We start from the raw sequence: 26,364 nt of genomic DNA on the forward strand, positions 1-26,364 counted from the left end.
GCATTTAGCTCCGGGCTACATACTCGGAGCCATGGCCCTGACGATCGAACTCGGCGTCGCGGAGCTCGCGGCGACCCGCTTCGCGATCTCCCCGCTGTCGGAGACGGTCGCGTGCCTGCAGCAGCTGGGCGGGCGCGAGCGGCAGGCGAGCGCCCTGCCGTGGCTGCGCTGGGCGGAGGACGAGCTGGCCCGCGAGCCGCTGGACCTCCCGTGGACGTGGCCGCTCATCGTGAACGACCGGCCCAACTGGCCGGAGTTCCTGGTACCGGCGCCGCGCGGCGCCGGTCCGTCCATCGAGGACGACCTGGCCGCGCTGCGGCGGACGACCGCGCGCCAGGTCCGGACCAGCCTCGGGCGCGTGTTCGGCGCCGGCCTCCGCGGGACCGTCGCCGAGCTCGCCGCGCGGCCGGCGGCCGGGCTGAAGGCGATCGCCGGGGAACTGCTCCGGGCGCACGACCGGCTGCTCGCCCCGCACTGGCCCAGGATCCGGGCCGTCCTCGACGCCGACGTCGCCCATCGCGCGCGGACGCTGGCCGCGGGCGGCGCGGAACGGCTGTTCGCCGGCCTGCACCCGGATCTGCGCTGGCGCGCCGGAAAGCTGTTCCTCACCGGCGATCGCCCGGTGAACCGGGGTCCCGGCGGCCTCGTCCTCATCCCGGTCGTGCTCGGCGGCCCGCACGTCCTGATCAAGCGGAACACGTCCACGCAGACGACGGTCCGCTACCCGGCCCGCGGGCGCGGCGTCCTGTGGACGGCGGGCACCCGGCCCCCGGCGGGCGGCACGGTCCGGCTGCTCGGCCGCGCGCGAGCCGGGCTCCTCGAGGCGCTGCGTTCCCCCGCCGGCACGACCGAGCTGGCCCGCGCCCTCGGCGTGACGCCCAGCGCGGTGTCGCAGCACCTGGCCGTCCTGCGGGAGAACGGGCTGGTCGAACGGGAACGCTCCGGGCGCCAGGTGCTCTACCTGATCACGGCGCTCGGAGCGGCCCTGCTCACCGGTTAGCCCAGCGAAGACAGCGGCACCGCGAACACCGAGCGACCGCAGGTCTGGTTCTGCGCCTGGCAGTCGGCCGTCGACCACTCCGACTGCGACCAGACCAGGCCCGTCGACCAGTCGTACGTCAGCGCCTCCGGGTGGACCGCCCAGCACGCGGACGTCGAACCGCAGGTCGCCGAGGTGCTCGCCGCGGTCGTCTGGGCCCAGAGCTGGCCGTTGATCGTGGCCGAGCTGTGGGCCACGTACCACTTGCCGTCGTGGGACAGGACGCCCTGCATGTTGCCGACGGAGCTGCGGAACGCTTCGGTCGCGGTCCCGGTCAGCAGGTAGTCGGTGCCCATCGGGAAGCGGTAGAGCCGGCCGTGCAGGCTCTGGTCGGAGAAGTACTCGGTCGTCACGATGCTGGCCGGGCTCGTGCTGCGGTCCAGCGAGAGCGACGAGAAGCACGGCACGCCCGTGTCGGACGCCATGCTGCACGTGCCGCCCGCGTAGGTGTAGTAGCCGATCTGCATCATCGCGTACTTGTACGTGTAGGCCGCGTACCCGCCGGACGTCTTGCCGATCGCGTTCGACGTCGTGTCGGTCAGCTGCAGGATGTGCTTGGTGCTGAACACCCGGATCGCGGTCGAGGTGTTCCCGACGGCGGTCACGTAGATCTTGTCGCCCAGCCAGGCCATGCCGCCCAGGTGGGCCTTCGCCGCGGAGAAGCTGCTGCCGGTGCTGTTCGGCACGGCCAGGTACATCATCCGGTGGGCGGCCGCGGCGGGGTCGTTGTAGTTGACGGCCTGGATCCGCGCGTCGTTGTACCGGCCGAGCGCGTCGGTGCCGTGCCAGCCGGAGAGGATGACCTTGTCCGCGCCCCACATGCCGTCGTCGTCGGCGTCCCCGGAGGTCGTGATGCCCTGGGGGACCCAGGTGGTGCTGCCCGCGCGTTCGGAGTCCCAGCACAACGACTTCGTGGCGGCCGGGGCCTTGGGCAGCGCGGCCTTCTCCGCGCTGGTGCAGCCGGTCATCGCGTAGCTGGGGTCGTTGACGACGGTGTTGAGGCTGACGTTCGGCAGCGCGTCGTCCAGCGCCGTCAACGCGGCGGCCGGCGTCGCGTGCCAGACCAGGTTCTGCTTGGTCGTGGTCGTCAGCGGGTCGCTGTAGGCGGCACTGGCCGTCCCGGGCAGCGCCAGCGCGCCGGCCACCACGGCCAGCGCGAGGAGGAGCACTTTCGGAGTTCGCATGGCGCCATTGCGCCAGAGGCGGATCCAAGATCCGTACACCGGTTGTACGGCGCTTGTATCAGTCCACCAGCGAAAGCACCGTCCGCGCCTGCTCGACCATGGCCACGTCGAGGAAGGTGCCATCGGGCAACGCGATCGCGCCGACGCCGGCGGCCGTCGCGCCGGCGACCCGGGAGATGACCTCGCGTGCCCGCGACACCTCCTCACGCGTCGGCAGGAACGCGGTCCGGATCGTCTCGAGCTGCACCGGGTGGATCGCGGTCCGGCCGCGGAAGCCGAGGGCGCGGCCCGCCCGGCACGACGCCGCGAGCCCGTCGAGGTCACGGACGTTCGCGTAGGCGGACATCGCGGGCGGCGCGAGCCGGGCCGCCCGGGCCGCCACGATCACGCGGCTGCGCGCCCACGTGAGCCCGGCGTCGTCGGCGACGCCGAGGTCCGAGCGCAGGTCGGCCTCGCCGAGCCCGATCGACGCGATCCGCGGCGACGCCGTCGCGATGTCCAGGGCCCGTTCCACCCCGAGCGCCGACTCGATCAGCGGGTGCAGCGCCCGGCCCGGCAGTACGGCCTCGGCGGCCTGGATCTCCGCCGGCGCTTCGACCTTCGGCAGCCGCGCGCCCACCGGGAGCGGCAGCCGGGCGAGCGCGGCGAGGTCGGCGTCGTGCCACGGCGTGCTCGGGTGGTTGACGCGCACCTGCACCGGCCTGGCCACCGCGGCGAGCAGCTCCAGCACATTCTCGCGAGCTTCGTCCTTGCGCGCCGGGGCGACCGCGTCCTCGAGGTCGACGAGCACGACGTCCGCCTCGGACGCCAGGGCCTTGCGGACCCGGTCCGGCCGGTCGGCGGGCGTGTAGAGGAACGTCAGCGGCGGGCTCACACCGCACCCCGCTCGCGCAGCTCGGCCACCCGCTCGGGCGAGAACCCGAGTTCCGCCAGCACGGCGTCGGTGTCGGCACCGTGCGGCCGGCCGGTGAAGCCGATGACGCCGTCGTGGCCGGACAGCCGGAACAGCGGGCCCTGCATGAGCATCGGGCCGAGGTCGGCGTCCTCGATCTCGTGGATCGTGCCGAGCGCGCGGAACTGCGGGTCCTCGACGATGTCGGCGGCGTCGTAGATGGGCGCGACGGCGGCTTGCGCTTCTTCGAACGCGGCGACGACCTCGTCGCGCGTGCGCTGCCCGATCCACTTGCCGACGGCTTCGTCGAGCTCGTCGGCGTGGCGGGCCCGGTCGGCGCCGGTGGCGAACCACGGCTCCTCGGCCAGGTCCGGCCGCCCGACCATGCGGACCACGCGCTCGGCGATCGACTGCGCCGAAGTGGACACGGCGACCCACTGGCCGTCGGCCGTGCGATACGTGTTGCGCGGCGCGTTGTTCGTCGACCGGTTGCCGGTGCGCGGCTGGACGGTCCGCAGCTGGTCCCAGCGGGTGATCTGCGGGCCGAGCATGGCCAGCATCGGCTCGATGATCGCGGTGTCGACGACCTGCCCGTGCCCGGTGGTCCCGCGCGACGCGAGCGCGACCATGATCGCGTACGCCGTGGCCAGTGACGCGACCCCGTCGGCGAGCCCGAACGGCGGGAGCGTCGGCGGCCCGTCCGGTTCGCCGGTGGTCGCCGCGAACCCGCTCATCGCCTCGGCGAGCGTGCCGAAGCCCGGCCGGCTCCGGTAGGGGCCGAGCTGCCCGAAGCCGGTGACGCGGGCCAGCACGAGTCCGGGGTTCCGGCTCGCCAGCTCGTCGTACCCGAGGCGCCAGCGTTCGAGCGTGCCGGGGCGGAAGTTCTCGATGACGACGTCCGCCGTGGCGGCCAGGGCGAGGAACACCTCGCGGCCGCCTTCGCTGCCGAGGTCGGCGGTGATCGTGCGCTTGTTGCGCCCCAGCGTCTTCCACCACAGGTTGACGCTGTCCTTCGCGGCTCCGTGGGTGCGCGAGGGGTCGGGTTTGCGCGGGTGCTCGACCTTGATCACCTCGGCGCCCATGTCCCCGAGGTGCATCGCGGCCATCGGACCGGCGAAGAGCGTGGACGCGTCGACGACGCGCAACCCGGCGAGCGCGCCGGTCGACCGGTCGCGGGAGACGGTCACGTCGTCACCTCCCAGGCGCAGCGGAAGCCGACGGTCGCGCTGCGTGCGAGGCCCAGCCCGGGCAGCAGGAGCTTCACGGTGTAGTCCGGGGCTTTCACGCCGCCTTCGACGTACCATTCGGAGCCTTCGGCCGCGTAGTCGCTGCCGCCCTTGAGCATCACGAAGCGCGTCCGTCCGTCGGAGTGTTCGCTCTCGGTCCAGTTCCACACGGCCGGGGTGCCACGCTCGAGGCGCTCGCCGGCCAGCTGCCATTCGTCCTCGGTCGGCAGGCGGCCGCCGCGCCACGCGCAGTACGCGCGGGCGTCGTCCAGGTCGACGTAGGTGACCGGCTCGTCCGGGGCTCCCGGGTGCGCGAGGAACCGGTGCTCGAGCTTCGGCTCGTAGCCCGTGGCGGCGAGGAACTCCGCGAACTGCGCGTTGGTCACCTCGGTGGCGCCGACCGCGACGGCCGTGGCCAGTTCGCCCTCGCGCTGCAGTGTGCGCGCGTCGTGCAGGCGGGGCGGCAGCGGCTTCCATTCGTCCACATAGGGCGCGCCCTGGTACATCCCGGTTTCGCGGGCGCGGTACCGCACGGTCAGCACGTACGGCCCGGCCGGGACGACGACGGCGTCTTCGTCAGGCTCGCCACTGGTCCTTTGTGGACTCACCCGGGTCGCGAGCCGGTGGGGAAAGCGGGAGTCCGGATCGTGCGGCAGCTCCGGAAGATCCGGCAGCCACCCCTCCACCGCGGCGCCGATCCCCCGCGCCGGTACGCCACCCAGGAGGTCGGTACCGGGCAGCGGGCCGTGGTAGTCGTGGTCACCGCGGTTGACGAGAGTCCACAGTGTCCTGCCGTCGAGTTCCCATCGGGACGCGTAGACGCCGGCCGCCTCGGCCTCGGGTGGCAGCTCGGCCAGGGGGGTCCACTCGCCGTCGAGCAGCAGGTCTTCGGCCGCACGCTGGAGGGTGACCATCCGGCGGACGGTCGCGGCGTCGCGGGGCGACCAGCCGACCCACACGCCGAAGACCACCTCCCACACCATGACGCCGACGCCGTTGAGCCACGCCGACTGCAGTTCCTCGCTGTGGTCGCGGTGCCAGCGGCGGACGTGGTGCTGCATGTGCCGGCGCTCGTACCAGTGGGCGCGCAGGACGCCGGGCACGGGCGAGTCGGCGAAGAACTGGGCCCACGACGCCGCGTGGTCCTCGATCCGCTCGACCGGCAGCTTGGACTCGCCTTCGAGGACGATGCCGGGCCGGGCCGCTTCGAGCCGGTCGACGAAGTCCGGCTCGGCCTTCTTGAGCGTGTCGAGGAAGACGCCGTCGGCTTGCAGGTCGGCGACCAGGGAGGCGAGTTCGGTGAGGTCGTCCTCGCCGCGGCGGGTGCCGGCGTCCCAGGGGTTGTAGTCGACGAAGACGTGCAGGCCGCGGTCGTGCAGGGTGTCGATCAGCTCGGTGAGCCCGGGGACGTCGCGGTAGAAGTCCCACTGGTTGCGGTCGTCGAGGCCGATCACCGGGTAGGCGTGCCAGAGGACGACGGCGTCGAGGCCGCCGAAGCGTTGGTGGGCGTCGGCGAGGAAGCGCTCCGGGGTGAACCGGTGCTCGTCGAAGGAGTAGAGCAGCTCGTCCCAGAGCCACACCTGGGCGACCGTGCGGCAGGTCTGCGCCCAGGCCGCTCCCGGGCGCTCGTAGCCCTTGCCGGTGTAGGCGTGCCGGCTTCGCGCGTCCTCGCGCCATTCGTGCAGTTTCGCCCGCCACGCGGGGCGATCCCGGGGACGGGCGGGTGCGGCGAAGACCTTCGCGTCGTCCAGTTCGGACAGCGGGCCGCGCACCTCGGTGGGCCGGTCGATCGGCCGCGGGACGAGCGGGTCGAACTGATAGGTCATGACGTCATTCCTGCGACCTCGTCTTGGGTGGGGACGGCGGCCTGGGCGCCGGGCCGGGTGACGGCGAGCGCGCCGGCCGCGGCCGCTCGTCCTACGGCTTCGGGGAGGTCTTCGCCCTGGGCCAGCGCCGCCGCGAGCACGCCGCAGAAGGTGTCGCCGGCGCCGGTGGTGTCGACGACGTCGACCGGGAAGCCGGGAATTCGCAGGGGTTCGTGGCCTCTGCGGAGGATTACACAGCCTTCGCCGCCGAGGGTGACCACGACGGCGGGTACCCGCTCGAGCAGCTTCTCGGGCTCGCCCGCGAGGTCGGCGGCTTCGTGCTCGTTGACGACGAGCAGGTCGAGGACTTCCCACAGCGAATCCGGCAGCTCCCGCGAGGGCGCGGCGTTGAGGATCATCAGGGCGTTCGCGTTCCGGGCCGCGGCGGCGGCCGCCACGACGTCGAGGGGGATTTCCAGCTGGGCCAGCACGACGTCGGCGTCGGCGATCCGTTCGGCCTGGGCGGCGCCGACTTTCACGTGCTCGTTCGCGCCGGGCGCGACGACGATGGTGTTCTCGCCGTCGGGGGCGACGGTGATGAAGGCGGTCCCGGTGGGCGCGTCGGCCCGGTCGACCAGGTCGGTCCGGACCCCGGCGCTCCCGAGGGAAACGAGGAGGAGGTCGGCGGCTTCGTCTTCACCGAGGGCGCCGACGAAGGTGGTGTCGGCACCTCCGGCGAGGGCGGCGGCGACGGCCTGGTTCGCGCCCTTCCCACCGGGACTGCGGCGAAGCCGGCCCCCGAGAACGGTCTCCCCGGCTTTCGGCGGCCGGGGAACGTCCACGGCGAGGTCGACGTTCGCCGAGCCCACCACGACGACTCGCCCGGTCATGCCCGTCCCTCCGCGAGCGCCGCTGTCCGGGCCGCGAGGTCCGCGATCCGTCGTTCCCCGCCGGGCAACGAGGTCGCGATGCGGCCGTCCAGGGGCTTGGCCCAATACTCGTCGACGCCGTGCAGAGCGCCCACCACTCCCCCGACCGTCGCGGCCGCCGAGTCCGTGTCCCAGCCCGCCGTCACCGCGATCGAGACGCTGGGCCCGAACTCTCCCCCGCCCTTCGCCAGCGCATACGCGATCACCGAGGCGTTGTTCAACACGTGCACCCAGTGCAGGTGCCCGTAAGCCGCGTGCAGCCGGTCGAGTCCACTTCGGACGTCTCCTTCCGATGCCGCCGAACGGCCGAGGCGGACCGCCGAAGCCAGCTCGCTCGAAGGCGGGACCACCGCCGACGCGGCGTCCAGGACCTCGTCCACGGTGTCGCACACCATCGCCGCCGAGGCGAGCGCCGCCGCCCACATCGCGCCGTACACGCCGTTGCGCGTGTGGCTGAGCCGGGCGTCCGTCCACGCCAGCCGCGCCGCCGAAACCACGTCGCCCGGCGACACCCAGCCGAACACGTCCGCGCGGATCAACGCGCCGATCCACTCCCGGAACGGGTTCCGGTAGGTCGCGGTGTCCGGGCGGGCGTCGAGAAGGTTCCGGTACGCCGCACGTTCCGCCGTGAACACCCGCCCGGCCGGCAGGTTGTCCAGCCACAGCTGCGCGACGTCCTCGGTGGTGAACTCCCGGCCGTGGGTCTCCAGCAGGGACAACGCGAGCATCGGGTAGTTGAGGTCGTCGTCCTCGGGCATCCCGTCGATGTTCTCTTCCAGCGACGTCGGCGCCGAGCGGCGGTTCCACGGCCACCGCGCGGCCACGTCGGAAGGCAGCCCGACCGCCGTGAACCACCCGGTGAGCGGCCAGCGGCCGGTCGCCCGGAGGATCTCCTCGATGCCCTCCCGCGGGATCTTCTCCACGGGCTTGCCCAGCAGGCACCCGGCGGCCCGGCCGGTCCACGCGGCCAGCTCACGCCCACGGGATCCGCGAGGCAGCGAAGGCGGCGCAGGCAGGTCCAGCGAGTTCCACGACGGCTCCGCGACCGGCGCGTCCAGCTCGTCCAGCAGCTCCCGTGCGAGCGGCCGCAGCGAAGGCATCGCGGGACCCGCGCCGCTCACGGCGGGCGTCGCGGAACCACCCGCCGTGACCCACCGCTCCCGCACCGCGGAGACGTCCTTGCCCTCCGCGAGAGACTGCACCAGCTCGTGCGGGAGCAGGTCCTCGGGCTGCGCCCAGGTCAGTCTCACACCGGCTCCCCGAGGAAGGCGGCGCGGGCCGCGGCCCGCTCGCGGTCGGCCTTGAGGATGTCCGCGGCCGCCGAGGCCAGCAGGTGCCCGGTCTCGCGCAGGTCCATCCGGCTCGCGTCGCCGATCTCGTCGACCCACTCGGCGGGCACGACGGCGGTCCCGCCGAGGCCGGCGCACACCGCGGCCGCCATCACGGCGATCGAGTCGGCGTCCCGGCCGTAGTTCACGGCGGCGAGCACCGCCCCGCGGAAGTCGCCCCGGTGCGCGAGGACGAACGCCAGCGCGGCGGGCAGCTCCTCGATGGACTTCGTCCGCGAAGGCCGCCTCGCGTCCATCGACATCTCCCGGTAGTGCGGTCCCACCGAGTCGAACGGCGCGACCGTCTCCCGGACGAGCGCGGCGAGCGCCCGCTCTTCGTCGTCGCTGGCCGGGGGGTCGGTCCGGCCACCGAACTCCGTGACGACGGCCCGCAGCGCCGCCGCGGTCCCGTCGTGGGCGACGTCGAGGGCCGCCGCGACGACGTCGTCGAGCGACGCGCCCGGGGCGACGGCGGCCGCCACCATCGCGGCCAGCACGCCCGCCGCCTCGCGGCCGTAGCTCGACTGGTGCGCGCCGGTGAGGTCGATCGCCTCGGCGTACGCCGCCCGCGGGTCACCCGCGTTGACGACGCCGACCGGCGCGATGTACATCGCCGCGCCGCAGTTGACCACGTTGCCCACACCCGCTTCACGCGGATCGACGTGTCCGTAGTGGAGTCTCGCGACGATCCACTTCTCGGCCAGGAAGACCCGCTGCAGCAGCAGCGCGGTCGACTCCAGCTCCGGCACCCAGCGCGGCTCTCCGATCATGAGCGGCACCAGGTCCTCGGCCATCGCGTACGCGTCGAGGTGCGCGCGGCGCTTCGCGTACACCTCGACGAGCGCCCGCGTCATGAGCGTGTCGTCGGTGATGTGCCCGTCGCCCTTGTGGTACGGCGCGATGGGGCGTGCCGTCCGCCAGTCCGGGTACCACGGCCCGACGACGCCGGTCACCCGGCCGCCGTGCCGTTCTTCGATCTGTTCGGGCGTCCACCCTTCGGTGGCACCGCCGAGGGCGTCCCCGACGGCCGCGCCGGTGATCACCGCGACGGCCCGGTCTTCCAGCCAGGTCAAGAATCCGCTCCTGTCATTTGCTGACGCTCTTCCAGCCGTCCTCGAGCTGCTTCGCGAGGCCGGCGGCGTCGATCTTCTGTCCGAGGAACTGCTGGTACGCCGGGGTCGCGACGGTGTCCTTCCACTGCGCGTACTTGCCGGCGAACAGGTACGGCGCCGAGGTGAGGTACTGGCCGGAGGCGAGGATCTCGTTCCAGCCGTTCTTCCCCCCGAGCTTGGTCGTGAGCGCCTGCCGCGCCGACGTCGTCGGCGGGATCAGCGCGTCGGCCTCGTTGATGGCGGCGAGGTTGTCGGTGCTGGTGAAGAAGTCGACGAACTCCGCGGCTTCCTTGACGTGGCCGGAGTCCTTGTTCACCGACAGCGTCTGCGGGTTGGCGGCCTGCGCCGGCCCGGCCGAACCGGCCAGCGGCGGGAGGACGACCCAGTCGAACCCCTTCGGCGCGTCCTTCGCGATGTTGGCCGCCTGGTAGGAACCCTGGACCGTCATCGCGACCTGGCCGGCGTAGAACGGCGCGAGCGCCTTGGTGCCCGACTGCGTCAGCGTGACCGGCAGGATCGAGTGGTCCTGGTGCGCCATGGCGTCGACGAGCTGCGGCAGCGCCTGCTCACCCTGGCCGACGCTCAGCTTCGCGTTGTCACCAGTGCCCTCGAAGTACTTGCCGCCGAACCCGGGGGCCAGCGCGACGAACGCCGCCGTCGGGCTCGACAGGCCCCAGCCGAGGCCGAACTTGCCGTCCTTCGTGGTCGCCCTGGCGATGTCGCGCAGCTGGTCCCAGCTCATCGTGGCGCCGGCCGGGATCGTGACGCCCGCCTGCTGCAGCTGGGTCTTGTTCGCGAAGACCACATAGGACTGCAGCTCGGTGGGTGCGGCGATCACCTTGCCGTCGACCGTCACCGAGTCCAGGACGCCCTTCGGGATGTCCGCGCGCTTCTGCTCCGGCAGGTACTGCGTCAGGTCCGCGAGGTAGCCGTCGGTGGCGAAGGGCGCGATGCCGGCCGCCTCGTAGTGCACGATGTCCGGCGCCGTGCCCGCGTTGAACTGGGTGATCAGCTTGTCGTAGACGCCGTCCCAGCCCGCCTGGACGACCTTGACCTGCACGTCCGGATGAGCCTTGTTCCAGTCCCCGACGATCTTCTGCGTCGCGGCGATGGCGGCGGGCTGGTCGGACAGGGACTGGAAGGTGAGGGTGACGGGGCCGTCCCCGCCGTTCCCGCCGCTGCCGCTTCCGCACGCGGTGAGCAGCAGGCCGGCGACCGACAGGAGGGTGGCGGCAAGCATGCGTCGTGTCTTCATCGACCGACCTTTCGAGCGATTTCTGTGTGGGGTTGGCGGGTCATCCCTTCACCGCCCCGGCCATCAGGCCGCTGGTGAGCTTCCTCCGCAGGATGCTGAAGAAGACGATGCTGGGGATGGCGGCGAGCACGGCGCCGGCGGCGAGCGGGCCGAGGGCGACCTTGCCCTCCCCGCCGACGAACATGTTGAGCGTGATGGGCAGCGTGTAGTTCTCCGGCGACTGCAGCAGGACCAGCGCGAAGAAGAACTCGTTCCACGACGAGACGAAGCTGAACATCGCCGTCGCGGCGACGCCCGGGGCCAGCAGCGGGAAGACGATCGTGCGCAGCACGGTCAGCCGGTTCGCGCCGTCCACCGCCCCGGCCTCTTCCAGTTCCACCGGGATCGCGGCGACGTACCCCTGCAGCATCCAGAGCGCGAACGGCAGCATGTACGTCGTGTGCACGAGCGTCAGGCCGGCGAGGTTGTCGGCCAGGCCGAGCGTCCGCAGGATGAGGTACAGCGGCAGGATGATGAGCACGACCGGGAACACCTGGCTGACCAGGATCCAGCCGACGCCGGCCGCGCGCACCTTGCCCTTGAGCCGCGCGAGCACGTAGGACGCGGGCACGGCGATCACGACCGACAGCGCGGTCGAGGCGAGCGCGACGATCAGGCTGTTGGCGGCGGAGCGGACCAGGCCCTGCTTTTCCAGGGCTTCGGTGTAGTTGTCCCAGTGCCATTCGGTCGGCAGCAGGCTGACCGTCAGGGAATTGAGCTCACCGGACGACTTCACCGACGCGGAAATCAGCCACAGCAACGGGAAACCGAGGAACAGGATGTACAGCGCGAGGGCCACGTACTGGGCCGGGCGCACCAGGCTTCGCATCAGCGCCCCTTCACGGCGCGGTCGTCGCGGAACTGCGACCGCAGGTAGACGGCGAGGATCAGGACGACCACGACGACGAGCACGAGGCCCATCGCGGCGGCGTAGCCGATCTCGCGGTTCTTGAAGGCCTCCAGGTAGATGAACAGCACCGGGACCATCGTCTTGCCGCCCGGGCCGCCCGCGGTGAGGACGTAGACCAGCGAGAACGAGTTGAAGTTCCAGATGAAGTTCAGCGACGTGATCGACGTGACGATCGGGCGCAGGCTCGGCCAGGTCACCGCGGTGAACCGCCGCCACGCGCCCGCGCCGTCGACCGCGGCGGCTTCCTGCAGTTCGGCGGGGATCTGCTGCAGCCCGGCCAGCAGCGTCACCGTCGTCTGCGGCATGCCGACCCAGACGCCCACGACGATCACCGCGGGCAGCGCGACCGAGAAGTCGCCGAGCCAGTTGATGTCGCTGGGCAGGCCGACGCTGCCGAGGAAGGCGTTGAGCGGGCCGCCGTTGGCCGAGTAGATCATCTGCCACATGATCGCGACGACGACCGGCGGCATCGCCCACGGCACGAGCGCGAGCACCCGCGTCAGGCCCTGCAGCCGCAGGCCCGAGTTGAGCAGCAGCGCCAGGCCCATCGCGGCGGCCAGCTGGAGCACCGTGACGCCGACGGTCCAGATCATGCCGATCCGCAGCGAGTCCCAGAACAGGTCGTTGCCGGCGAGCTTCGTGAAGTTGTCGACGCCGGCGAACCCGTAGTCCGGGTGGCGCACGAGCCGCGCGTCGGTGAAGGCCAGGAAGATCCCGACGACCAGCGGCGCGACGCTCAGCACGAGGATCGGGATCAGCGACGGCAGCACCAGCGCGATCGCCTCGCGGCGCCGGCTTTGCGCCAGGGCGGGCCTTTTCTTCTTCCCGCTCGGGGGCGCCGGGCGGGTCAGCGTGGCGGTCATCGCGCACCCCCGGTCGATTCGCGCACCCTCAGCTCCGGGCCGACGGCGACCTGCCGCGCCGCGTGGTCCGGGTCGTCGGCGAGCTGGAGCATGATCCGGGCCGCCGCGCGCCCGCGTTCGGTCGAGCCGAGGGAGACGCTGGTGAGGCTGGGCTGGAAGACCCGGCCGAGCTCCGTGTCGTCCATTCCGGTGACGGCGACGTCCTCCGGCACCGAGAGGCCCAGTTCCCGCACGGCCCGGATGGCGCCGATGGCGAGCAGGTCGTTGGCGGCGACGAGCGCGTCGAGCGCGCCGCGGGCGAGCAGCCGGCGGGCGGCCGCCAGCCCGGCGGTGACGGTGAAGTCCCCGGCGACCTCCTGGTCGACGCGCTCCGCGGTGATTTCCGCGGCCACGGCGTCGAACCCCCGCTGGCGCGCGGCGCCGGGCGTGGTGTCGAGGGGGCCGTTGAGGAACCCGATCCGGCGGCGGCCGAGGGCGTGCAGGTGACGGACGGCCGCGCCGATGCCGCCCGCGGAGTCGGTGGAGACCGAGCTGATGCCCCGGTCGTCCAGCGCGCGCCCGATCACCACGACCGGGACGGGGGCCTGCTGGATTTCGCGGATCAGCCGGTCGTCGGTGCGCAGCGGGCTGACGATCATGCCGTCGACGAACCCGCTGTTGAGGCTGCGCACGAGCTCGGTGGTCGACGTCGCGGTGTCCCCGGTGCTCATCACGACGACCCGGTAGCCGTGCGGCGCGAGGACTTCGTGGATGGCCCGCATCATCTCGACGTAGACCGGGTTCCCGATGTCGGCCACGGCAAAGGCGACCTGGAAGGTCTTCTTGAGCCGCAGCGACCGCCCGATGGCATCGGCGCTGTACCCGAGCTCGGCGGCGGCGGCGCGCACCCGCTCGACCATCGCCGGGCTGGCTCCGGAGCCGTGCAGCGCCCGCGAGGTCGAGGCCAGGGAAACCCCGGCGCGCTCGGCGACCTGGAGCAGCGTGGCCCGTGTTGACGTCATCGGCTACCTCGTTGTGCGTTCTTGGAAACGTTTCCAACTACGGAAGGCGAGCTTGGAAACGTTTCCAATCGGATTAATCCCGATACTGACACCCGGGTAGCAAGCGTGTCAACACAGCACGGAGAGCAGCAAGACGGTCACGGAGCGGGTCGAGCGCCGTACCCGGACGGTCGGCTCTCCAGGTACGTGAGCCGACCCTTTGGGTCCGCGTGCCGATGCCCGGCACGGGTCGGCCGTTGCGCCGATCAGGTGACATCCCCCGCCGGGCCCAACCGGTTCCGGGTGTCCGGAGTGGACCGCGCACCACAGACACCTGGAGGTACCGTGCCGAACCGGAAACTGCCCACCGTCGCCGCCGCGGCGTTTCTCGCCCTCGCCGGAACCGTCGGCTTCGCCCCCGCGGCGTCGGCGCACGACGCCGTCGCCGAGGTCTACGGCTGCCAGTACCAGGGCCAGTTCCGCTGCGGCTACGGCGGCGTGACCAACGGCCACACCCGCATCTACGCCTGCGACACCGCCGGTGACGGCTACGGCTTCCGCGCGCAGTTCCTGCTCCGCAGCGGCGGAGGCGGCTACGTGGACGACGCCAACGGCAGCAGTTCCGGGTGCAGCGCCAAGGTTCCGGGCACGTCGGCCAACCCGGTGAGCATCTTCCGCGTCTGCGCGAAGAAGCCGGTGTTCGTCTGCAGCGACTGGCTGAACGCCTGAGCGCCGCTCAGCCGACGACGTCGATCTCGAACGGCTCCGCGGCGCTGTACTCGAGATCGGCCCACACCGCGCCCGGCAGGGCGAAGCGGCGGTGGGACGTCAGCCGGTCGTCGTAGTTCGGGTCGGACTTGGGGTTGTGCCCGACCCCCGTCTTGTCCGAGCCCCACGCGAAGATGTTGCCGACCCACATCGGCTTCGACACGCCTTGGCCGTTGATCCGCGGCCGGACGACCAAGGCGGCGCCGGCACTGCCGGACAGGTTCAGCCGGACCGTGTTCTGCCCGGCGTTGGGCGGGGTGACGGTGATGCGTTCCATGAGTTCCACTTCCGGTTCGACGGTCGGTTTTCCGGATCCCGGCGAGTCCACGCCGGGCCAGAAGTCGGCCACGACGGAGATGTCGATGCCGGGCGCGACGTCCAGCAGGTACTGCGCGGCGATCGCGCCTTCGGGGATTTCGCGTTTGCCGGTGGCCGTGGCGATCCAGTACAACGGCGGCTCGACGCGCTGCGCCTTGAACGCCGCCTTCACCTTCGGCCAGGTCGACCGGTTGCAGTAGATGACCGGGTACGCGAACCCCGACGCCCGCCGCCGCCGGGCCCAGCCCGGCGCCTCCTCCGGCGTGGCGTCGCCGGGCTCGACGTCCAGGACATGCCCGTCGTTGGTCGACGCCTTCTTGACGATCCGCACCTTCAGGGCGTCCGGGAAGAGCGCCCAGTCGGCGGCGGTCCACGGCGCGAGCTTGATCCGGTCGATGTACCCGGCCACGAGCACGGGCCGGCCGTCCTTCTTGAGGATGTTCCGCGCGGTGACGGCGTCATACATGGTGCGCATCGGCTTGCCTCGAAATCGTGGGGCGGCGGATATCGGCGTGTCCACGATCGCGGAAGGAGGATTACGGCACAACGGCGAAAAGGGCGCCTTTTCGGGCGAATCCGGCTCACTGGGCGGGCTTTCCGCGCGGCGGCTCCGGAAACAACCGGAGCCGCCGCCTTACCCGGTCATTCTTCGCGCAGATTCTCCAGGTTCGTCGTCCGCCACAACGCGGGCAGTGTCAAGGCGGTGACGAGCAGGACCGCGGCGATCGCGGTCGCCGTCAGCAGCGCGATCGACGGCAGGTCCGCCGTCATCGGGCGGTGTACCACGAACGTGAGCACCAGCCAGTCGAGGACGAGCCCGGCCGGCACGGCGACGAGCACCGCGACCGCCACCGGGATCGCCAGCTGCCACACCAGTGACCGGGCGAGCACACCGCGTCCGACGCCGTTCGCCGCGAGCGTGGCGAGGCTGCGCCGCCGTTCCCGCAGCTGCTCCCACGCGGCGACCAGCAGGCTGCCCGCGACGAACAGCAGCACCAGCACCGAACCGACCGACAGCACCCGGGTGATCAGCGCCGAGGTGCCGTCCCGCCCGGTGCCGAGCGAGGCCACGGATCCGTTCCAGCCCACCACGTTCCGGACGCGTTCCACCAGGTCCGGATCGGCGCCGGGCAGCGTCGCGGACACCGTCAGCCCGACGCCCGACGCCGTTGCGAGCGCGGCCGGGGTGACGATCAGCTCCTCCCCCTCCACCGGCACCCGGTGCACCGCCGGAATCGTCCACTGTGGAAGGTCGGACCGGTGGGCCCGCCGGATCTCGGAGAACCACACGTGATCCCCTTGCTCGGGCACGTAGCCGCTCCCGGTCGCCGCGGCGTAGACGTCGCCGTCACGGCAGTCCGCGATCGCGCCGCGCAGCCGCGCACAGCTCTCGACGACGGCCGAGGTCCGCTCTCCCGACGCGGTCTCCAGCATGACGCCGGTCCGCACCGGCACGCCCCCCAGCCCGGGCAGAGCGTGGAAGGCGGCGGTGAACGCCTCGCCGTCGGCGACGCTCGTGGCGTAGTAGCTCGCGAGCACCCGGATGTCCTGCGACGCGGGGCGTTCGAGCTCGGTGCGGGCGTAGACGCCTTGCAGCGCAATGGATCCGGCCAGCACCACGGCGACGCCGCTGACCAGGCGCGCCGCCGTCGCGCTGTCCAGCTGGAGGCGGCGGACGGCCAGCAGCCAGGCCGGCGAACCGCCGCCGAGCAGCCCCGCGACCCGCTCGACCACCCACGGCAGCACGAGGGGGACGGCCGCGAGGACCAGGACCACCCCGACGGTCACGGAGGGATTGTCGGCACCGTCGCCGCCGAGCCCGGTCAGCAGCAGCACACCGCCCGTGACCGCCGGGAACAGGCGCCACGCCAGCTTCCGCGGGGTCCGCGTCCCCCGCCGCTCCACGCCCAGCGGCTCGATGACGACCGGCCGCAGCGCGAACACGGCCGCCGCGCACGCCAGCACCGGCAGCGCCAGCAGAGCCGGCACACCGAGCCGCCAGTCGGGGACGACGTCGCCGCCGAAGAGGCCCCCACGGAAAGCGTCCACGGTGATTCCCGGGACCAGTAAGCGGATGAGCTGGAACAAGGCGAGGCCGGCGAGCAGGCCGGCGAGCGAGCCGAGCAGTGTCTCCCCGGCCGCGATCCGGTGCACCTGGCCGCGGTCCGCGCCGACCAGCCGCAGCGCGGCGAGCCGCCGGTCCCGCGCCGCCGCCGCGAGCCGGGTGCTGGTGACGACGAAGACAAACACCGGCACGAGGCACGTCGTCGCGCCGACCACCACCAGCAGCAGTTCGAGCGCGGACAGCGGGCGGTGGGAGGCCGCGAACCCGAAGCGGCTCACCGGTTCGGAGTCCGGCTGCTGCGCGACGGTGTCGGAGCCGACGTAGAAGAAGAGCTCGTTCGGGCCGGTCAACCCGGCGTCGCCGATGGTGCCGATCACCCGCTGGGAGAACCGCGACCGCAGCAGCTCGCTTCCGGGCGACCGCAGCAAGTCCGCCAGCGCCGGGGAAAGCACCGCCTCCCCCGGCCCCGGCAGCCGGCCGACACCCGGCGCGGCGGGCGGACGCGGCCCGGTGGCCTGCACGAGGTAGCCCTGCAGGCCACGACCGCGGAACTCGTCGTTCCGGCCGGCCACGTGGACCGGGTCGGTGCCTTCGGCGGACGCCCCGAGGGCGGGGAGCCGCGCGCTCGCCCGGTCGTCCCGGGCGGCGAGCAGGTTCGGCACCGACGTCGCGGTGAGCAGGACGGCGACGCCGAGGCCGACGCCGACGGCCGTCAGCGTGAGCCGCACCAGGGCGGTCCGCGCCCCGCCGCCGCCCAGCGCGAGGCGCATCCCGAGTGCGAGGTCCGCGGCCCAGCGCCGGATCACCGGGTCACCTCGAGCTCCCGCGTCCGGCCGTCGCGCACGACGACCTCGCGGTCGGAGTACGCCGCGACCCGGGGTTCGTGCGTCACCAGCACGACCGCCGCGTCCCGCTCCCGAGCCGCCGTCGTCAGCAGCTGCATGACCTGCTCGCCGTTGAGCGAGTCCAGGGCACCGGTCGGCTCGTCGGCGAAGACGACGCGCGGCCCGGTCACCAGCGCGCGAGCCACCGCCACCCGCTGGCCCTGCCCGCCCGACACCTCGCCCGGCCGCTTGCCCGCCACCTCGGCGAGACCGAGCTCCCCCAGCATTTCGCGGGCCCGCCGCGCCGCCACCCGGCCCCGCTCGCCGTGCAACCGCAGCGGCAGGGCGATGTTCTCCTGGCAGGTCAGCTCCGGCACGAGCCGGCCGAACTGGAAGACGAAGCCGAAGTCGGTGCGGCGCAACGCCGAGCGCGCGCGGTCGGTCAACAGGGTGAGGTCGGCGCCCCGGTAGCGGACGGTGCCCTCGTCCGGCCGGACGATCCCGGCCAGGCAGTGCAGCAGCGTCGACTTGCCCGCCCCGGACGGGCCCATCAGGGCGACGACCTCCCCCGCGCGCACCCGCAGGCTCGCCGACGTCAGCGCGTCGGTGGCCCCGAACGCCTTCCGGACCCCGTCGGCCTCCAGCAGAACGTCCGGCGTGCTCACGCGATCTCCTTCGCCAGCTGGTCGAGCCGGGCCGCGGTCAGCTCCAGCCAGCGGAGGTCGGCCTCCAGGTGGAACAGCGCGTGGTCGCAGACCAGCTGGTCGACGAGGTCGCCGCCGGTCTTGCGGCGGGTCAGCTCGCGCATGGCGCCGAGGTGCGCCGAGCACTGGACGTCGAGGACGTCGGCGGCCGGACGGCCGGAGAGCAGGGCGAGCACGATCTTGGTGTAGAGCGTGTTCTGCAGGTACGCCTCCGGCTTCTCCGGGGTCGCCAGCCAGGTGCCGACGTCGGCGACCCCGGCCTCGGTGATCGCGTACCGCTTGCGCTCCGGGCCGCCGCCGGCCTCGATGCCGTCGGTCTCGACGAGTCCCTGCTTGAGCAGCCGGGCCAGCGTCGAATAGACCTGGCCGTAGTGGACGCGGCGGTCGTGCCCGAACCGGTCGTCGTAGGCGCGCTTGAGGTCGTAGCCGTGCCGGGGGCCGGTTTCCAGCAGGCCGAGCAGGGTGTGTCCGATCGACATGCGGCGACAGTACACGGGGTGTATAGCCGGAGTTTATACACCCCGTTCATAGTGATCAGCCGAGGATCGCCCGCAGCGGTGTCGCCGGCCGTTCGATGAGTTCTTCGAGGTCGGAGCCGGTGGCGGCGAACTCGCCGCACCGCGCGGCGCGGAACATGCCGAGGAGCATCGCGGCCTGACCCGCCGGGACGCCGTGCCCGGTCAGGCTCGCCACCCACTCGTCGTCGTCGGCGACCACCCGGCGGATCGTGCGCCCGGTGAGCTCGCCGAGGAGGCCGGCGACGTCCTCGAGGTCGAGCGCGACCGGGGCGGTCAGGGGCGGCGTCGGCCCGTCGAACCGGCCCTCGCCGGCGAGGATGACGGCCGCAGCTTCGGCGAGATCGGCGTGCGCGGTCCACGACACGGGCCCGTCGGCCGGCGCGACCAGCTCGCCGGTTTCCCGCGCCCGGCCGAGCAGCAGCGGGACGGTGCCGGCGTAGAAACCGTTGCGCAGCGCGGTGAACGCGGTGCCGGCCGCCGCCAGGTGGCGTTCGGTCGCGGCGTGGTCGGGCATCGGCGCGAAGAGCGAGTCGTCGGCCGCGGCCTGGTGGCTCGTGTAGAGCACGCGCTTGGCACCGGCGTCCCGCGCGGCATCGATCGCCACGGCGTGGTGCCGCAGCGCGGCTTCGCCGGTCTCGTCCGTCGAGACGACGAGGACCTGCGTAGCGCCTTCGAACGCGTCGGCGAGCGAGTCCGGGTCGGCGAAGTCCCCGCGTCGCACGCGGACGCCACGTTCGGCCAGCGCACTCGCCTTCACGGGTTCGCGGACGCTGACGCCGACCTCCGCGGCCGGGACACGCCGCAGCAGCTGCTCGACGACCTGGGAGCCGAGCTTGCCGCTTCCCCCGGTGATCACGATCATGATAAGTCCTCTCGTTGACTAACGTTGATATTAACCACGTTAGCACCACCGCTAGCAAGAGTGCGATATCATCGGAATCATGGTGAAGAGCCGAAGCGAGACGCGGGCGCACATCCTCGAGACCGCCGCACGGCTCCTCGACACCGAAGGCGCGGCCGCGCTCACGATCCGCGCGGTCGCGCAGGCCGCCGGCGTGCAGGCCCCGGCTCTCTACCGGTTCTTCGAGGACAAGGACGCGCTGCTCGACGCCGTCGCCGAGCACGTCTTCACGACGTATGTCACCGGCAAGGCGGCCACGCGGGTCGGCGACCCGGTCGCGGACCTGCGCACCGGCTGGGACGCGCACATCGGCTTCGGCTTGGCCAACGCTTCCCTGTTCGGCCTGCTCGTGACGCCGGGCCGGACCTCCCCGGCGGCCGAGGCGGGCCTGGCGGTCCTGCGCGCCCGGGTGCACCGCATCGCGGAGACCGGCCGGCTTCGTGTGCCCGAGCCCCTCGCGGTCGAGCTCATCCACGCCGCCGGGACCGGCACTGTGCTCACGTTGCTGGCCCGCCCTCCGGAGGAGCGAGATCCCGGCCTCGCCGAGGCGATGTTCGAGGCGGTACTGGACCGAATCCTCACCGACACGCCGGCCCCGGCAGCTGCCTCGCCTGCCCCGGCGGCCCCGCCCACACCCCCAGCAGCCCTGGCAGAGCCGGCGACCCCCGCGGCTCGGCCCGCTGCGCCGGCAGAGCTGGCAGAGCTGGCAGAGCTGACGGCCCCTCCAGTTCCCGCGGCGGCAACGCTCGCTACCCCGGCGGAGATCGCGAAGCTCACCGCCGCCGAGCGCGCCCTGCTCGCCGAGTGGCTCGGCCGCGACTGAGCGGCACAGGTCGGGTGGGGTCGCCACGGCGACCTCATGAACGAGTCGTTCACCTCGCCGGACGACATGAACGACCCTTTCATGTCATCCACCCGCCACCGGACGCCACTCGACGCAGTGAATGACTCATTCCTGGCGTCCGGCGCCAGGAATGAGTCATTCACTGCGTCGAGTTCGGGCCCGCACAACCGGCCCAGGCCCCGGCAGCGGTGGCTGTCCGGAGAGCATGTCCGGCGGTACCGCGAAGCTCACCGCCACCGAGCGTGCTCTGCTCGCGGAATGGCTCGGCCGCCACTGAGCGGCGCGAGTCGGGCGGGCCGCCGCGGCGAAGGTCATGAACGACCCTTTCACCTCGTCAGACACGGTGAACGACTCGTTCATGACGCCCGCCCCACCGCCACCACCGGCACCCGGCCACCACTGAGCGGTTCGTGTGCACTTTCCGTCCGGATGTAACAACTATCGGACTTCCGGCGCCATACGGGGCGGTCCCGGTCCCCGCGCACCAGGAGTTCCCATGTTGCCTTTCCGTCGTCCCCTGCTCTCCCGAAGATCCAGACGTGCCTTGGCCATGGCGGTCGTCGTGCCGCTCGCCGGCGCACTGGCCGTCGCCACACCTGCAGCCGCCGCCGTGCCCACCGGGTTCGCCGACACCGTCGCGATCGGGGGCCTGACCTCGCCGACCGCCGCCGCGTTCGCCCCCGACGGCCGGGTTTTCATCGCCGAGAAGAGCGGCCTGGTCAAGGTCTTCGACTCCCTCGCCGACCCGACCGCGACCGTGTTCGCGGACCTGCGGACCCCGACCCAGGACTTCTGGGACCGCGGCCTGCTCGGCCTGGCCGTCGACCCCGCGTTCCCCGCCCGGCCGTACGTCTACGTCTCCTACACCCTCGACGCCCTGCCCGGCGGCACCGCGCCGCGCTGGGGCGACACCTGCCCGACGCCGCCCGGCGCGACCGACCAGGGCTGCGTCGTCACCGGCCGGATCTCCCAGCTCACCATGGGCCCGGCCGGCACCGCCGTCAGCGAGAAACCCCTGGTGACCGGCTGGTGCCAGCAGTACCCGAGCCACTCGGTGGGCTCGCTGGCCTTCGGCCCGGACGGTGCGCTCTACGCGGGCGGCGGGGACGGCGCCAGCTTCAACTTCGCCGACTACGGCCAGGTCGGAAACCCCTGCGCCGACCCGCCTTCCCCGGCCGGCACCAACCTCGCCCCGCCGAACGCCGAAGGCGGCGCGCTGCGGTCGCAGTCCCCGCGCCGCGCGGCCGGGCAGCCGGTGCTGCTCAACGGCACGCTCCTGCGCCTCGACCCCGACACCGGCGAAGGCCTGCCCGGCAACCCGTTCGCGAGCAGCTCCGACGCCAACGCCCGGCGCGTGATCGCCTACGGCGCGCGCAACCAGTTCCGGTTCGGGTTCCGGCCCGGGACCGGCGAGCTGTGGGCCGGGGACGTCGGCTGGAACACCTGGGAGGAGATCAACCGCGTCGCGAACGCCGGAGACGCGGTGGCGGAGAACTTCGGCTGGCCCTGCTTCGAAGGTTCCGCGCGGCAAGCGGGTTACGACGGCGCGAACCTCGACCGCTGCGAATCGCTGTACACCGCCGGCGGGCAGACCGCGCCGTTCTACGCCTACAACCACAACGCCAAGGTCGTGGCGAGCGACCCGTGTCCCACCGGCGGCTCGTCGATCAGCGGGATCGCCTTCGAGTCGGGCAGCAACTACCCCGCCGCGTACGCCGGCGCGCTGTTCTTCGCCGACTCCTCACGCGGGTGCATCTGGGCGATGCAGACGGCGAACGGCCAGCCCAGCCCAAGTCTCCTGGTCCCGTTCGTGACCGGCGCGAACACGCCCGTGCAGGTGCTGACCGGACCCGGTGGCGACGTCTTCTACGTGGCGCTGGGCGCCGGGGAACTGCGTCGCGTGAGCTACCCGGGCGGCACCAACCGCCCGCCGGTCGCCGCGGCCACGGCGACGCCGTCGAGCGGCCCGGCTCCGCTGACCGTCCGGTTCGACGGCACCGGATCCACCGATCCGGACGCCGGTGACGCGCTCTCCTACGCCTGGGACCTCGACGCCGACGGCGCGTACGACGACTCCGCGGCTCCCGATCCGACCTGGACGTACACCACGGCCGCCGCGGTCGACGCCGGGCTGCGGGTGACGGACTCCCACGGCGCGGCGGCCACCACGACGGTCCGGGTGACGGTCGGGACGCCCGCCGGGCTCGACCCGGTGCCGGTCATCGACGCTCCCGCCGCGTCGCTGACCTGGGCGGTGGGCCAGACCGTGGCGTTCTCCGGCCGGGCGGTCGACGCCCAGGACGGCACCCTGCCGCCCTCGGCCCTGTCGTGGCGGCTCGCGATCCGGCACTGCGCGGCCAACGGCACCTGCCACACGCACAACGTCCAGGACTTCCCGGGCGTCGCCGCGGGCACGTTCGTCGCGCCGGACCACGAGTACCCGTCGTACCTGCAGCTCACCTTGACGGCGACGGATTCGACCGGCCGGACCGGCTCGAAGACCGTGGACCTGCAACCGAAGACGGTGACGCTGAACTTCACGTCGAGCCCGAACCAGGCGCTGCTCACCGTCGGCGGGACGCAGCAGCGCACGCCGTTCTCGCGGACGGTGATCGCCGGTTCGACCAACTCGATCAGCGCGGACAGCCCGCAGAACCTGCCACCGCTCAACCTGAAGTACGCCTTCACGAGCTGGGCGCACGGCGGGGCGCGGACGCAGAACATCGTCGCTCCGGCGGCTTCCGCGACCTACCAGGCGAAGTACCGGCTCTGCTGGCTGCTGCAGCCCTGCTGACCGGGTGACCCGGCCCCGCCACGGGGCCGGGTCATTCTCCGGGCTGCTTGGTCTTCTCCGCCTTCTTCGACTCCTTTTCCGCTTTCTTCGACTCTTTCGCCGCTTCCTTCGACTCCTTCGCGGCTTCCTTCGAGGCTTGTTTCGACTCTTTCGCCGCTTGCTTGTCGTCCGCGGCCGTACCGGTGCCCTGGGCGACCCCGGGCTCTTCCGCGGCCGCCGTCTCGCCGGGCGCGGTGGGCGGCACCGAGGTGAGCTGCGCGTCGGAAGTCGACCGCTGGTCGCTGCCGGCCGGAACGCCCGCGGCGGACGGCGGGTCCACCGGCTGCGAAGCCGAGCCGTCGGCGCCGGTCGCCGGGGGCGGCGGTGCCACGTCGGAGGTGCTCGCGCCGATGGTCACCGTCGTGACCAGCGCCGCGCTCGCGACGGCCACCTTCGCCGCCGTGGCCCACGAGAGCGCGGAAGCGCCGGTGCTCGCGGCCGCCCCGGACGAAGCGAGGGACCCGGTGGTGGTCAGCCAGTGCGTCACCACCGGGATGCCCAGGATGAGCGGGGCGACGGCGGCGGGCAGTTCTTCGTTGAGTTCCCGGAGACCGGTGGCCAGCTTCCGGCAGTCCGGGCAGCGGTCGAGGTGCGTCGTGATCCGGTGCGCCTTGTGGTCCCCGACACCGTCACGCACCCAGCGGGCCAGCTGGCCCGAGACGACCCGGCAGGTGCGCCGCCGGGCCTCCGGGACGTGCTGGTCCAGGTAGGCCTGCCGCAGCCCTTCCCGGGCGCGGTAGGCCAGTGCGGCGACGCCGTTCGGCGTCATCCCGAGGTCTTCGGCGATCCGGGACGGCGACTCGCCCTCGATCTCGGTCCGCCACAGCACCGTCCGCCACCGCTCGGGCAGGCTCGCGAACGCGCCCGCGGCGACGGTGCCGCGCAGCCGGCTGTCCACCGGCTCGTCGCTGCCCTCGCTCGGCAGGACGTCCGGTACCTCGGCGACCAGCGAAACCGCCGAATCGCGCCGGCGCCAGCTGATCATCGTGTTCCGGATGGTGGTCAGGAGGTAAGGCCGGAATTCCTCGTCCGGTCCCTCGCCCGAGCGCAGAATCCGCAGTACTCGGGTGAATCCTTCGGCGATGAGGTCGTCCCGCTCCGCCGCGTCCGCCGCGATCGCGGCCGCCACTCGCCGGGCCGCGGCCAGGTGCCGGTCGTAGAGCTGGCCGTACGCGGCGAGGTCCCCACCGCGCACCGCCTGGATCAAGGCCGCGTCGCTCGGGACGTCCGTCGTCCCGGCCACCGCCGGCGCCACCTCGGTCACCCGCACCTCCCCCTTTGCCCGTGCGCTTGCACGTGCAGAACGTCACGCGATAGTCGTCCAACGACGGGCCGGGCGCAAGGTTTCGGCGCGGAAAGCCCATTTTCTTCCGCGGTGAGTATCCCGCACCCGCGTCTTGTCAGGTGACTGAGCACTCCGGCCGGGTTTCGTCCCGCCCCCGGGGCCCGTCGTTGCCGCGGCGTCGCGCGGCGGGTAGAGACGAAGGGCGGTGGCCACCGCATCCGTGTCCGATGTGGACGGTCGACGTCCGCCACCAGGAAGGTCTCCCCCATGCGCAGAGTCCGGTGTCTTCTGCTGACCTTGCTGCTCACGGCCTTTTCGGTCACCGCGGTGGCCGAGGCCGCCCCCGCACCGACGGTGACGGAAGTGCCCGCGAACGCCGGCAAAGGCCGGCCGGTCAGCGGCGCCCAAGGCATCCTCGATCTCGCCGGCCGCGGGTACGTCGAGCAGGAGTATCTTCTGTCCGGGCAGGCCGACACCTACGCCCAGGACGGTCTGTGGACCGACGACGGCCGCTGGGACACCCGCGTCGCGAGCACCGGAAACGCCTACACCACAAGGATGATCGTGGTGCGGCCGGGCGACCCGGCGCGGTTCACCGGCACCGTGGTGGTCGAATGGCTGAACGTGAGCTTCGGCGTCGACATCCCGGTCGACTTCTCCCAATCGTACGAGCACTTCCTGCGTGAGGGCTACGCCTACGTCGGGGTGACGACCCAGAAAGCCGGGGCCGACAAGCTGAAGAACCTCGACCCCGGCCGGTACGGCGCGGTGGACCTCGGCTCCGACGCGCTCTCGTACGACGTGTTTTCGCAGGCCGCACAGGCGGTCCGGACGCATCCGGAGCTGCTGGGCGGCCGGGCGCCGGCGGTCGTGCTCGGCACCGGGCACTCACAGTCCGCGTTGCGGCTGACAACCTATGCGAACGCTGTTCAACCGGTGCGGGGAATCTACGACGGCCTCATGGTCCACGGCCGGGCGGCCCTGGCGGCCCCGATCGGCGAGGGCGTCGTCGGACCGCTCACCGCTCACATCCGCACCGATCTGGCCATTCCGGTGTTCGTCCTGCAGTCGGAGACGGACGTCGTCGCGTCGGCTTCGGTCCGGCAGGACACCGCCCGGGTGCGAACCTGGGAAGTCGCGGGCACGGCACACGCCGACCAGTACGGACTGGACCTCTACAACGCGGCGAACGCGCGGGACGGGTCGATCAACGGCGGCGCGCCCACGACGTGCGACAAGCCGGTGAACAGCATGACGTTCCGGTACGCGGAGAACGCCGCGTTCGCGTACCTGGACCGCTGGGCCCGCGGTGGCGCGGCCCCGCCGGCCGCGACGCCGATCTCCTTGCTGCTGGGCCTGTTCATCCGCCGTGACGCCGACCAGAACGCCCTCGGCGGGGTCCGGCTGCCCGACCTCGACGTGCCGGTGGCCGCGTACGCGCCGAACAACAGCGGCGGCAACGTGGCAGGCGCCTGCCTGCTGCTGGGCACGACGACACCGTTGTCACCTGCGCGGATCCGGCAGCTCTACCCCGACCACGCCACGTACGTCGCGAAGTTCACCGCCGCGGCGGACCGGGCGCTGCGGGCCGGGTACCTCCTGCCCGCCGACCGCGAGGAAGCGGTTGCCCGGGCGACCGCGGCGCCCGTTCCGTAGGTCGGCACCGGGGGGGGGGGGGGGGGGGGGGGGGGGGGGGGGGGGGGGGTTGGTTTGTGTGGGGGGGGGGAAGAGGGCGGGTGGGG

The 26,364-nt window shown here is 72.5% G+C and carries 22 protein-coding genes; 5 read left to right on the top strand and 17 right to left on the bottom strand.

Going from position 1 to position 26,364, the window contains the following annotated elements:
- The first annotated feature begins 31 nt into the window (after positions 1-31).
- Positions 32-1,000, top strand: a complete 969-nt coding sequence (locus ACZ4TR_RS12745) for an ArsR/SmtB family transcription factor (protein ID WP_465287152.1) — start codon at positions 32-34, stop codon at positions 998-1,000.
- Here the strand turns inward: ACZ4TR_RS12745 and ACZ4TR_RS12750 are convergent.
- From ACZ4TR_RS12750 to ACZ4TR_RS12800, 11 genes are read right to left on the bottom strand one after another with little or no spacing between them, the layout of a single operon-like run.
- Positions 997-2,223, bottom strand: coding sequence for a hypothetical protein (locus ACZ4TR_RS12750; protein ID WP_465287153.1), 1,227 nt, complete (start codon positions 2,221-2,223; stop codon positions 997-999). The two genes, ACZ4TR_RS12745 and ACZ4TR_RS12750, sit on opposite strands and share 4 nt — an antisense overlap.
- A gap of 58 nt (positions 2,224-2,281) precedes the next feature.
- Positions 2,282-3,097 carry an HpcH/HpaI aldolase/citrate lyase family protein gene (locus ACZ4TR_RS12755; RefSeq protein WP_465287154.1) on the bottom strand — a complete coding sequence of 272 codons (816 nt, stop codon included), beginning with the start codon at positions 3,095-3,097 and terminating at the stop codon, positions 2,282-2,284.
- Positions 3,094-4,302: a CaiB/BaiF CoA transferase family protein gene (locus ACZ4TR_RS12760; protein WP_465287155.1), complete on the bottom strand. Its 1,209-nt coding sequence runs from the start codon at positions 4,300-4,302 to the stop codon at positions 3,094-3,096. The genes ACZ4TR_RS12755 and ACZ4TR_RS12760 overlap by 4 nt, the downstream gene beginning before the upstream one ends.
- A complete protein-coding gene (locus ACZ4TR_RS12765; protein WP_465287156.1) occupies positions 4,299-6,167 on the bottom strand; it encodes a formylglycine-generating enzyme family protein in 1,869 nt (622 codons plus the stop codon). The genes ACZ4TR_RS12760 and ACZ4TR_RS12765 overlap by 4 nt, the downstream gene beginning before the upstream one ends.
- Entirely contained in the window at positions 6,164-7,036 is an 873-nt protein-coding gene (locus ACZ4TR_RS12770) for a ribokinase (protein WP_465287157.1), read from the bottom strand. Before ACZ4TR_RS12770 ends, ACZ4TR_RS12765 begins: the two co-directional genes overlap by 4 nt.
- The gene (locus ACZ4TR_RS12775; protein WP_465287158.1) at positions 7,033-8,325 is read right to left on the bottom strand and encodes an ADP-ribosylglycohydrolase family protein; all 1,293 of its coding nucleotides are present in this window, start codon (positions 8,323-8,325) and stop codon (positions 7,033-7,035) included. The genes ACZ4TR_RS12770 and ACZ4TR_RS12775 overlap by 4 nt, the downstream gene beginning before the upstream one ends.
- Positions 8,322-9,476: an ADP-ribosylglycohydrolase family protein gene (locus tag ACZ4TR_RS12780; RefSeq protein WP_465287159.1), complete on the bottom strand. Its 1,155-nt coding sequence runs from the start codon at positions 9,474-9,476 to the stop codon at positions 8,322-8,324. Before ACZ4TR_RS12780 ends, ACZ4TR_RS12775 begins: the two co-directional genes overlap by 4 nt.
- A gap of 13 nt (positions 9,477-9,489) precedes the next feature.
- Entirely contained in the window at positions 9,490-10,770 is a 1,281-nt protein-coding gene (locus ACZ4TR_RS12785) for an ABC transporter substrate-binding protein (protein ID WP_465287160.1), read from the bottom strand.
- A 40-nt stretch (positions 10,771-10,810) separates the two neighbouring features.
- Complete coding sequence (locus tag ACZ4TR_RS12790) at positions 10,811-11,638, bottom strand: carbohydrate ABC transporter permease (protein ID WP_465287161.1); 828 nt, start codon at positions 11,636-11,638, stop codon at positions 10,811-10,813.
- Positions 11,638-12,582 carry a carbohydrate ABC transporter permease gene (locus tag ACZ4TR_RS12795; RefSeq protein WP_465287162.1) on the bottom strand — a complete coding sequence of 315 codons (945 nt, stop codon included), beginning with the start codon at positions 12,580-12,582 and terminating at the stop codon, positions 11,638-11,640. The genes ACZ4TR_RS12790 and ACZ4TR_RS12795 overlap by 1 nt, the downstream gene beginning before the upstream one ends.
- Positions 12,579-13,583: a LacI family DNA-binding transcriptional regulator gene (locus ACZ4TR_RS12800; protein ID WP_465287163.1), complete on the bottom strand. Its 1,005-nt coding sequence runs from the start codon at positions 13,581-13,583 to the stop codon at positions 12,579-12,581. Before ACZ4TR_RS12800 ends, ACZ4TR_RS12795 begins: the two co-directional genes overlap by 4 nt.
- Positions 13,584-13,907: 324 nt before the next feature.
- Between ACZ4TR_RS12800 and ACZ4TR_RS12805 the strand changes: the two genes are divergently transcribed.
- A complete protein-coding gene (locus ACZ4TR_RS12805; RefSeq protein ID WP_364529396.1) occupies positions 13,908-14,291 on the top strand; it encodes a hypothetical protein in 384 nt (127 codons plus the stop codon).
- A gap of 7 nt (positions 14,292-14,298) precedes the next feature.
- Here the strand turns inward: ACZ4TR_RS12805 and ACZ4TR_RS12810 are convergent, their stop codons facing one another.
- The 5 genes from ACZ4TR_RS12810 to ACZ4TR_RS12830 form a co-directional block, all read right to left on the bottom strand.
- The gene (locus ACZ4TR_RS12810) at positions 14,299-15,123 is read right to left on the bottom strand and encodes a hypothetical protein (protein WP_465287164.1); all 825 of its coding nucleotides are present in this window, start codon (positions 15,121-15,123) and stop codon (positions 14,299-14,301) included.
- 167 nt (positions 15,124-15,290) lie between these two features.
- Positions 15,291-17,519 (bottom strand): FtsX-like permease family protein, encoded by a 2,229-nt coding sequence (locus ACZ4TR_RS12815; RefSeq protein ID WP_465287165.1) that lies wholly within the window; start codon positions 17,517-17,519, stop codon positions 15,291-15,293.
- Positions 17,516-18,202: an ABC transporter ATP-binding protein gene (locus tag ACZ4TR_RS12820; protein ID WP_465287166.1), complete on the bottom strand. Its 687-nt coding sequence runs from the start codon at positions 18,200-18,202 to the stop codon at positions 17,516-17,518. Before ACZ4TR_RS12820 ends, ACZ4TR_RS12815 begins: the two co-directional genes overlap by 4 nt.
- Positions 18,199-18,720, bottom strand: a complete 522-nt coding sequence (locus ACZ4TR_RS12825; protein ID WP_465287167.1) for a PadR family transcriptional regulator — start codon at positions 18,718-18,720, stop codon at positions 18,199-18,201. The genes ACZ4TR_RS12820 and ACZ4TR_RS12825 overlap by 4 nt, the downstream gene beginning before the upstream one ends.
- Positions 18,721-18,775: 55 nt before the next feature.
- The gene (locus tag ACZ4TR_RS12830) at positions 18,776-19,621 is read right to left on the bottom strand and encodes an NmrA family NAD(P)-binding protein (protein ID WP_465287168.1); all 846 of its coding nucleotides are present in this window, start codon (positions 19,619-19,621) and stop codon (positions 18,776-18,778) included.
- Positions 19,622-19,700: 79 nt separating this feature from the next.
- Here ACZ4TR_RS12830 and ACZ4TR_RS12835 point away from each other — a divergent pair, with 79 nt between their 5' ends.
- Together ACZ4TR_RS12835 and ACZ4TR_RS12840 are read left to right on the top strand one after the other, a co-directional pair.
- The gene (locus tag ACZ4TR_RS12835; RefSeq protein ID WP_465287169.1) at positions 19,701-20,483 is read left to right on the top strand and encodes a TetR/AcrR family transcriptional regulator; all 783 of its coding nucleotides are present in this window, start codon (positions 19,701-19,703) and stop codon (positions 20,481-20,483) included.
- 571 nt (positions 20,484-21,054) lie between these two features.
- Complete coding sequence (locus ACZ4TR_RS12840; RefSeq protein ID WP_465287170.1) at positions 21,055-23,298, top strand: PQQ-dependent sugar dehydrogenase; 2,244 nt, start codon at positions 21,055-21,057, stop codon at positions 23,296-23,298.
- 31 nt (positions 23,299-23,329) lie between these two features.
- Here the strand turns inward: ACZ4TR_RS12840 and ACZ4TR_RS12845 are convergent, their stop codons facing one another.
- The gene (locus ACZ4TR_RS12845) at positions 23,330-24,601 is read right to left on the bottom strand and encodes an RNA polymerase sigma factor (RefSeq protein ID WP_465287171.1); all 1,272 of its coding nucleotides are present in this window, start codon (positions 24,599-24,601) and stop codon (positions 23,330-23,332) included.
- A 288-nt stretch (positions 24,602-24,889) separates the two neighbouring features.
- Between ACZ4TR_RS12845 and ACZ4TR_RS12850 the strand changes: the two genes are divergently transcribed.
- Complete coding sequence (locus ACZ4TR_RS12850; protein WP_465287173.1) at positions 24,890-26,278, top strand: alpha/beta hydrolase domain-containing protein; 1,389 nt, start codon at positions 24,890-24,892, stop codon at positions 26,276-26,278.
- Positions 26,279-26,364 lie beyond the last annotated feature (86 nt).

The sequence above is a fragment of the Amycolatopsis sp. NPDC028719 genome, from assembly GCF_055565395.1.

Bases quoted from the DNA above. Each gene is read 5' to 3' on its own strand.
- ACZ4TR_RS12745 (WP_465287152.1), top strand. From the start codon at position 32: ATGGCCCTGACGATCGAACTCGGCGTCGCGGAGCTCGCGGCGACCCGC.
- ACZ4TR_RS12750 (WP_465287153.1), bottom strand. From the start codon at position 2,223: ATGCGAACTCCGAAAGTGCTCCTCCTCGCGCTGGCCGTGGTGGCCGGC.
- ACZ4TR_RS12765 (WP_465287156.1), bottom strand. From the start codon at position 6,167: ATGACCTATCAGTTCGACCCGCTCGTCCCGCGGCCGATCGACCGGCCC.
- ACZ4TR_RS12770 (WP_465287157.1), bottom strand. From the start codon at position 7,036: ATGACCGGGCGAGTCGTCGTGGTGGGCTCGGCGAACGTCGACCTCGCC.
- ACZ4TR_RS12785 (WP_465287160.1), bottom strand. From the start codon at position 10,770: ATGAAGACACGACGCATGCTTGCCGCCACCCTCCTGTCGGTCGCCGGC.
- ACZ4TR_RS12790 (WP_465287161.1), bottom strand. From the start codon at position 11,638: ATGCGAAGCCTGGTGCGCCCGGCCCAGTACGTGGCCCTCGCGCTGTAC.
- ACZ4TR_RS12795 (WP_465287162.1), bottom strand. From the start codon at position 12,582: ATGACCGCCACGCTGACCCGCCCGGCGCCCCCGAGCGGGAAGAAGAAA.
- ACZ4TR_RS12800 (WP_465287163.1), bottom strand. From the start codon at position 13,583: ATGACGTCAACACGGGCCACGCTGCTCCAGGTCGCCGAGCGCGCCGGG.
- ACZ4TR_RS12810 (WP_465287164.1), bottom strand. From the start codon at position 15,123: ATGCGCACCATGTATGACGCCGTCACCGCGCGGAACATCCTCAAGAAG.
- ACZ4TR_RS12825 (WP_465287167.1), bottom strand. From the start codon at position 18,720: ATGTCGATCGGACACACCCTGCTCGGCCTGCTGGAAACCGGCCCCCGG.
- ACZ4TR_RS12830 (WP_465287168.1), bottom strand. From the start codon at position 19,621: ATGATCGTGATCACCGGGGGAAGCGGCAAGCTCGGCTCCCAGGTCGTC.
- ACZ4TR_RS12835 (WP_465287169.1), top strand. From the start codon at position 19,701: ATGGTGAAGAGCCGAAGCGAGACGCGGGCGCACATCCTCGAGACCGCC.
- ACZ4TR_RS12840 (WP_465287170.1), top strand. From the start codon at position 21,055: ATGGCGGTCGTCGTGCCGCTCGCCGGCGCACTGGCCGTCGCCACACCT.
- ACZ4TR_RS12850 (WP_465287173.1), top strand. From the start codon at position 24,890: ATGCGCAGAGTCCGGTGTCTTCTGCTGACCTTGCTGCTCACGGCCTTT.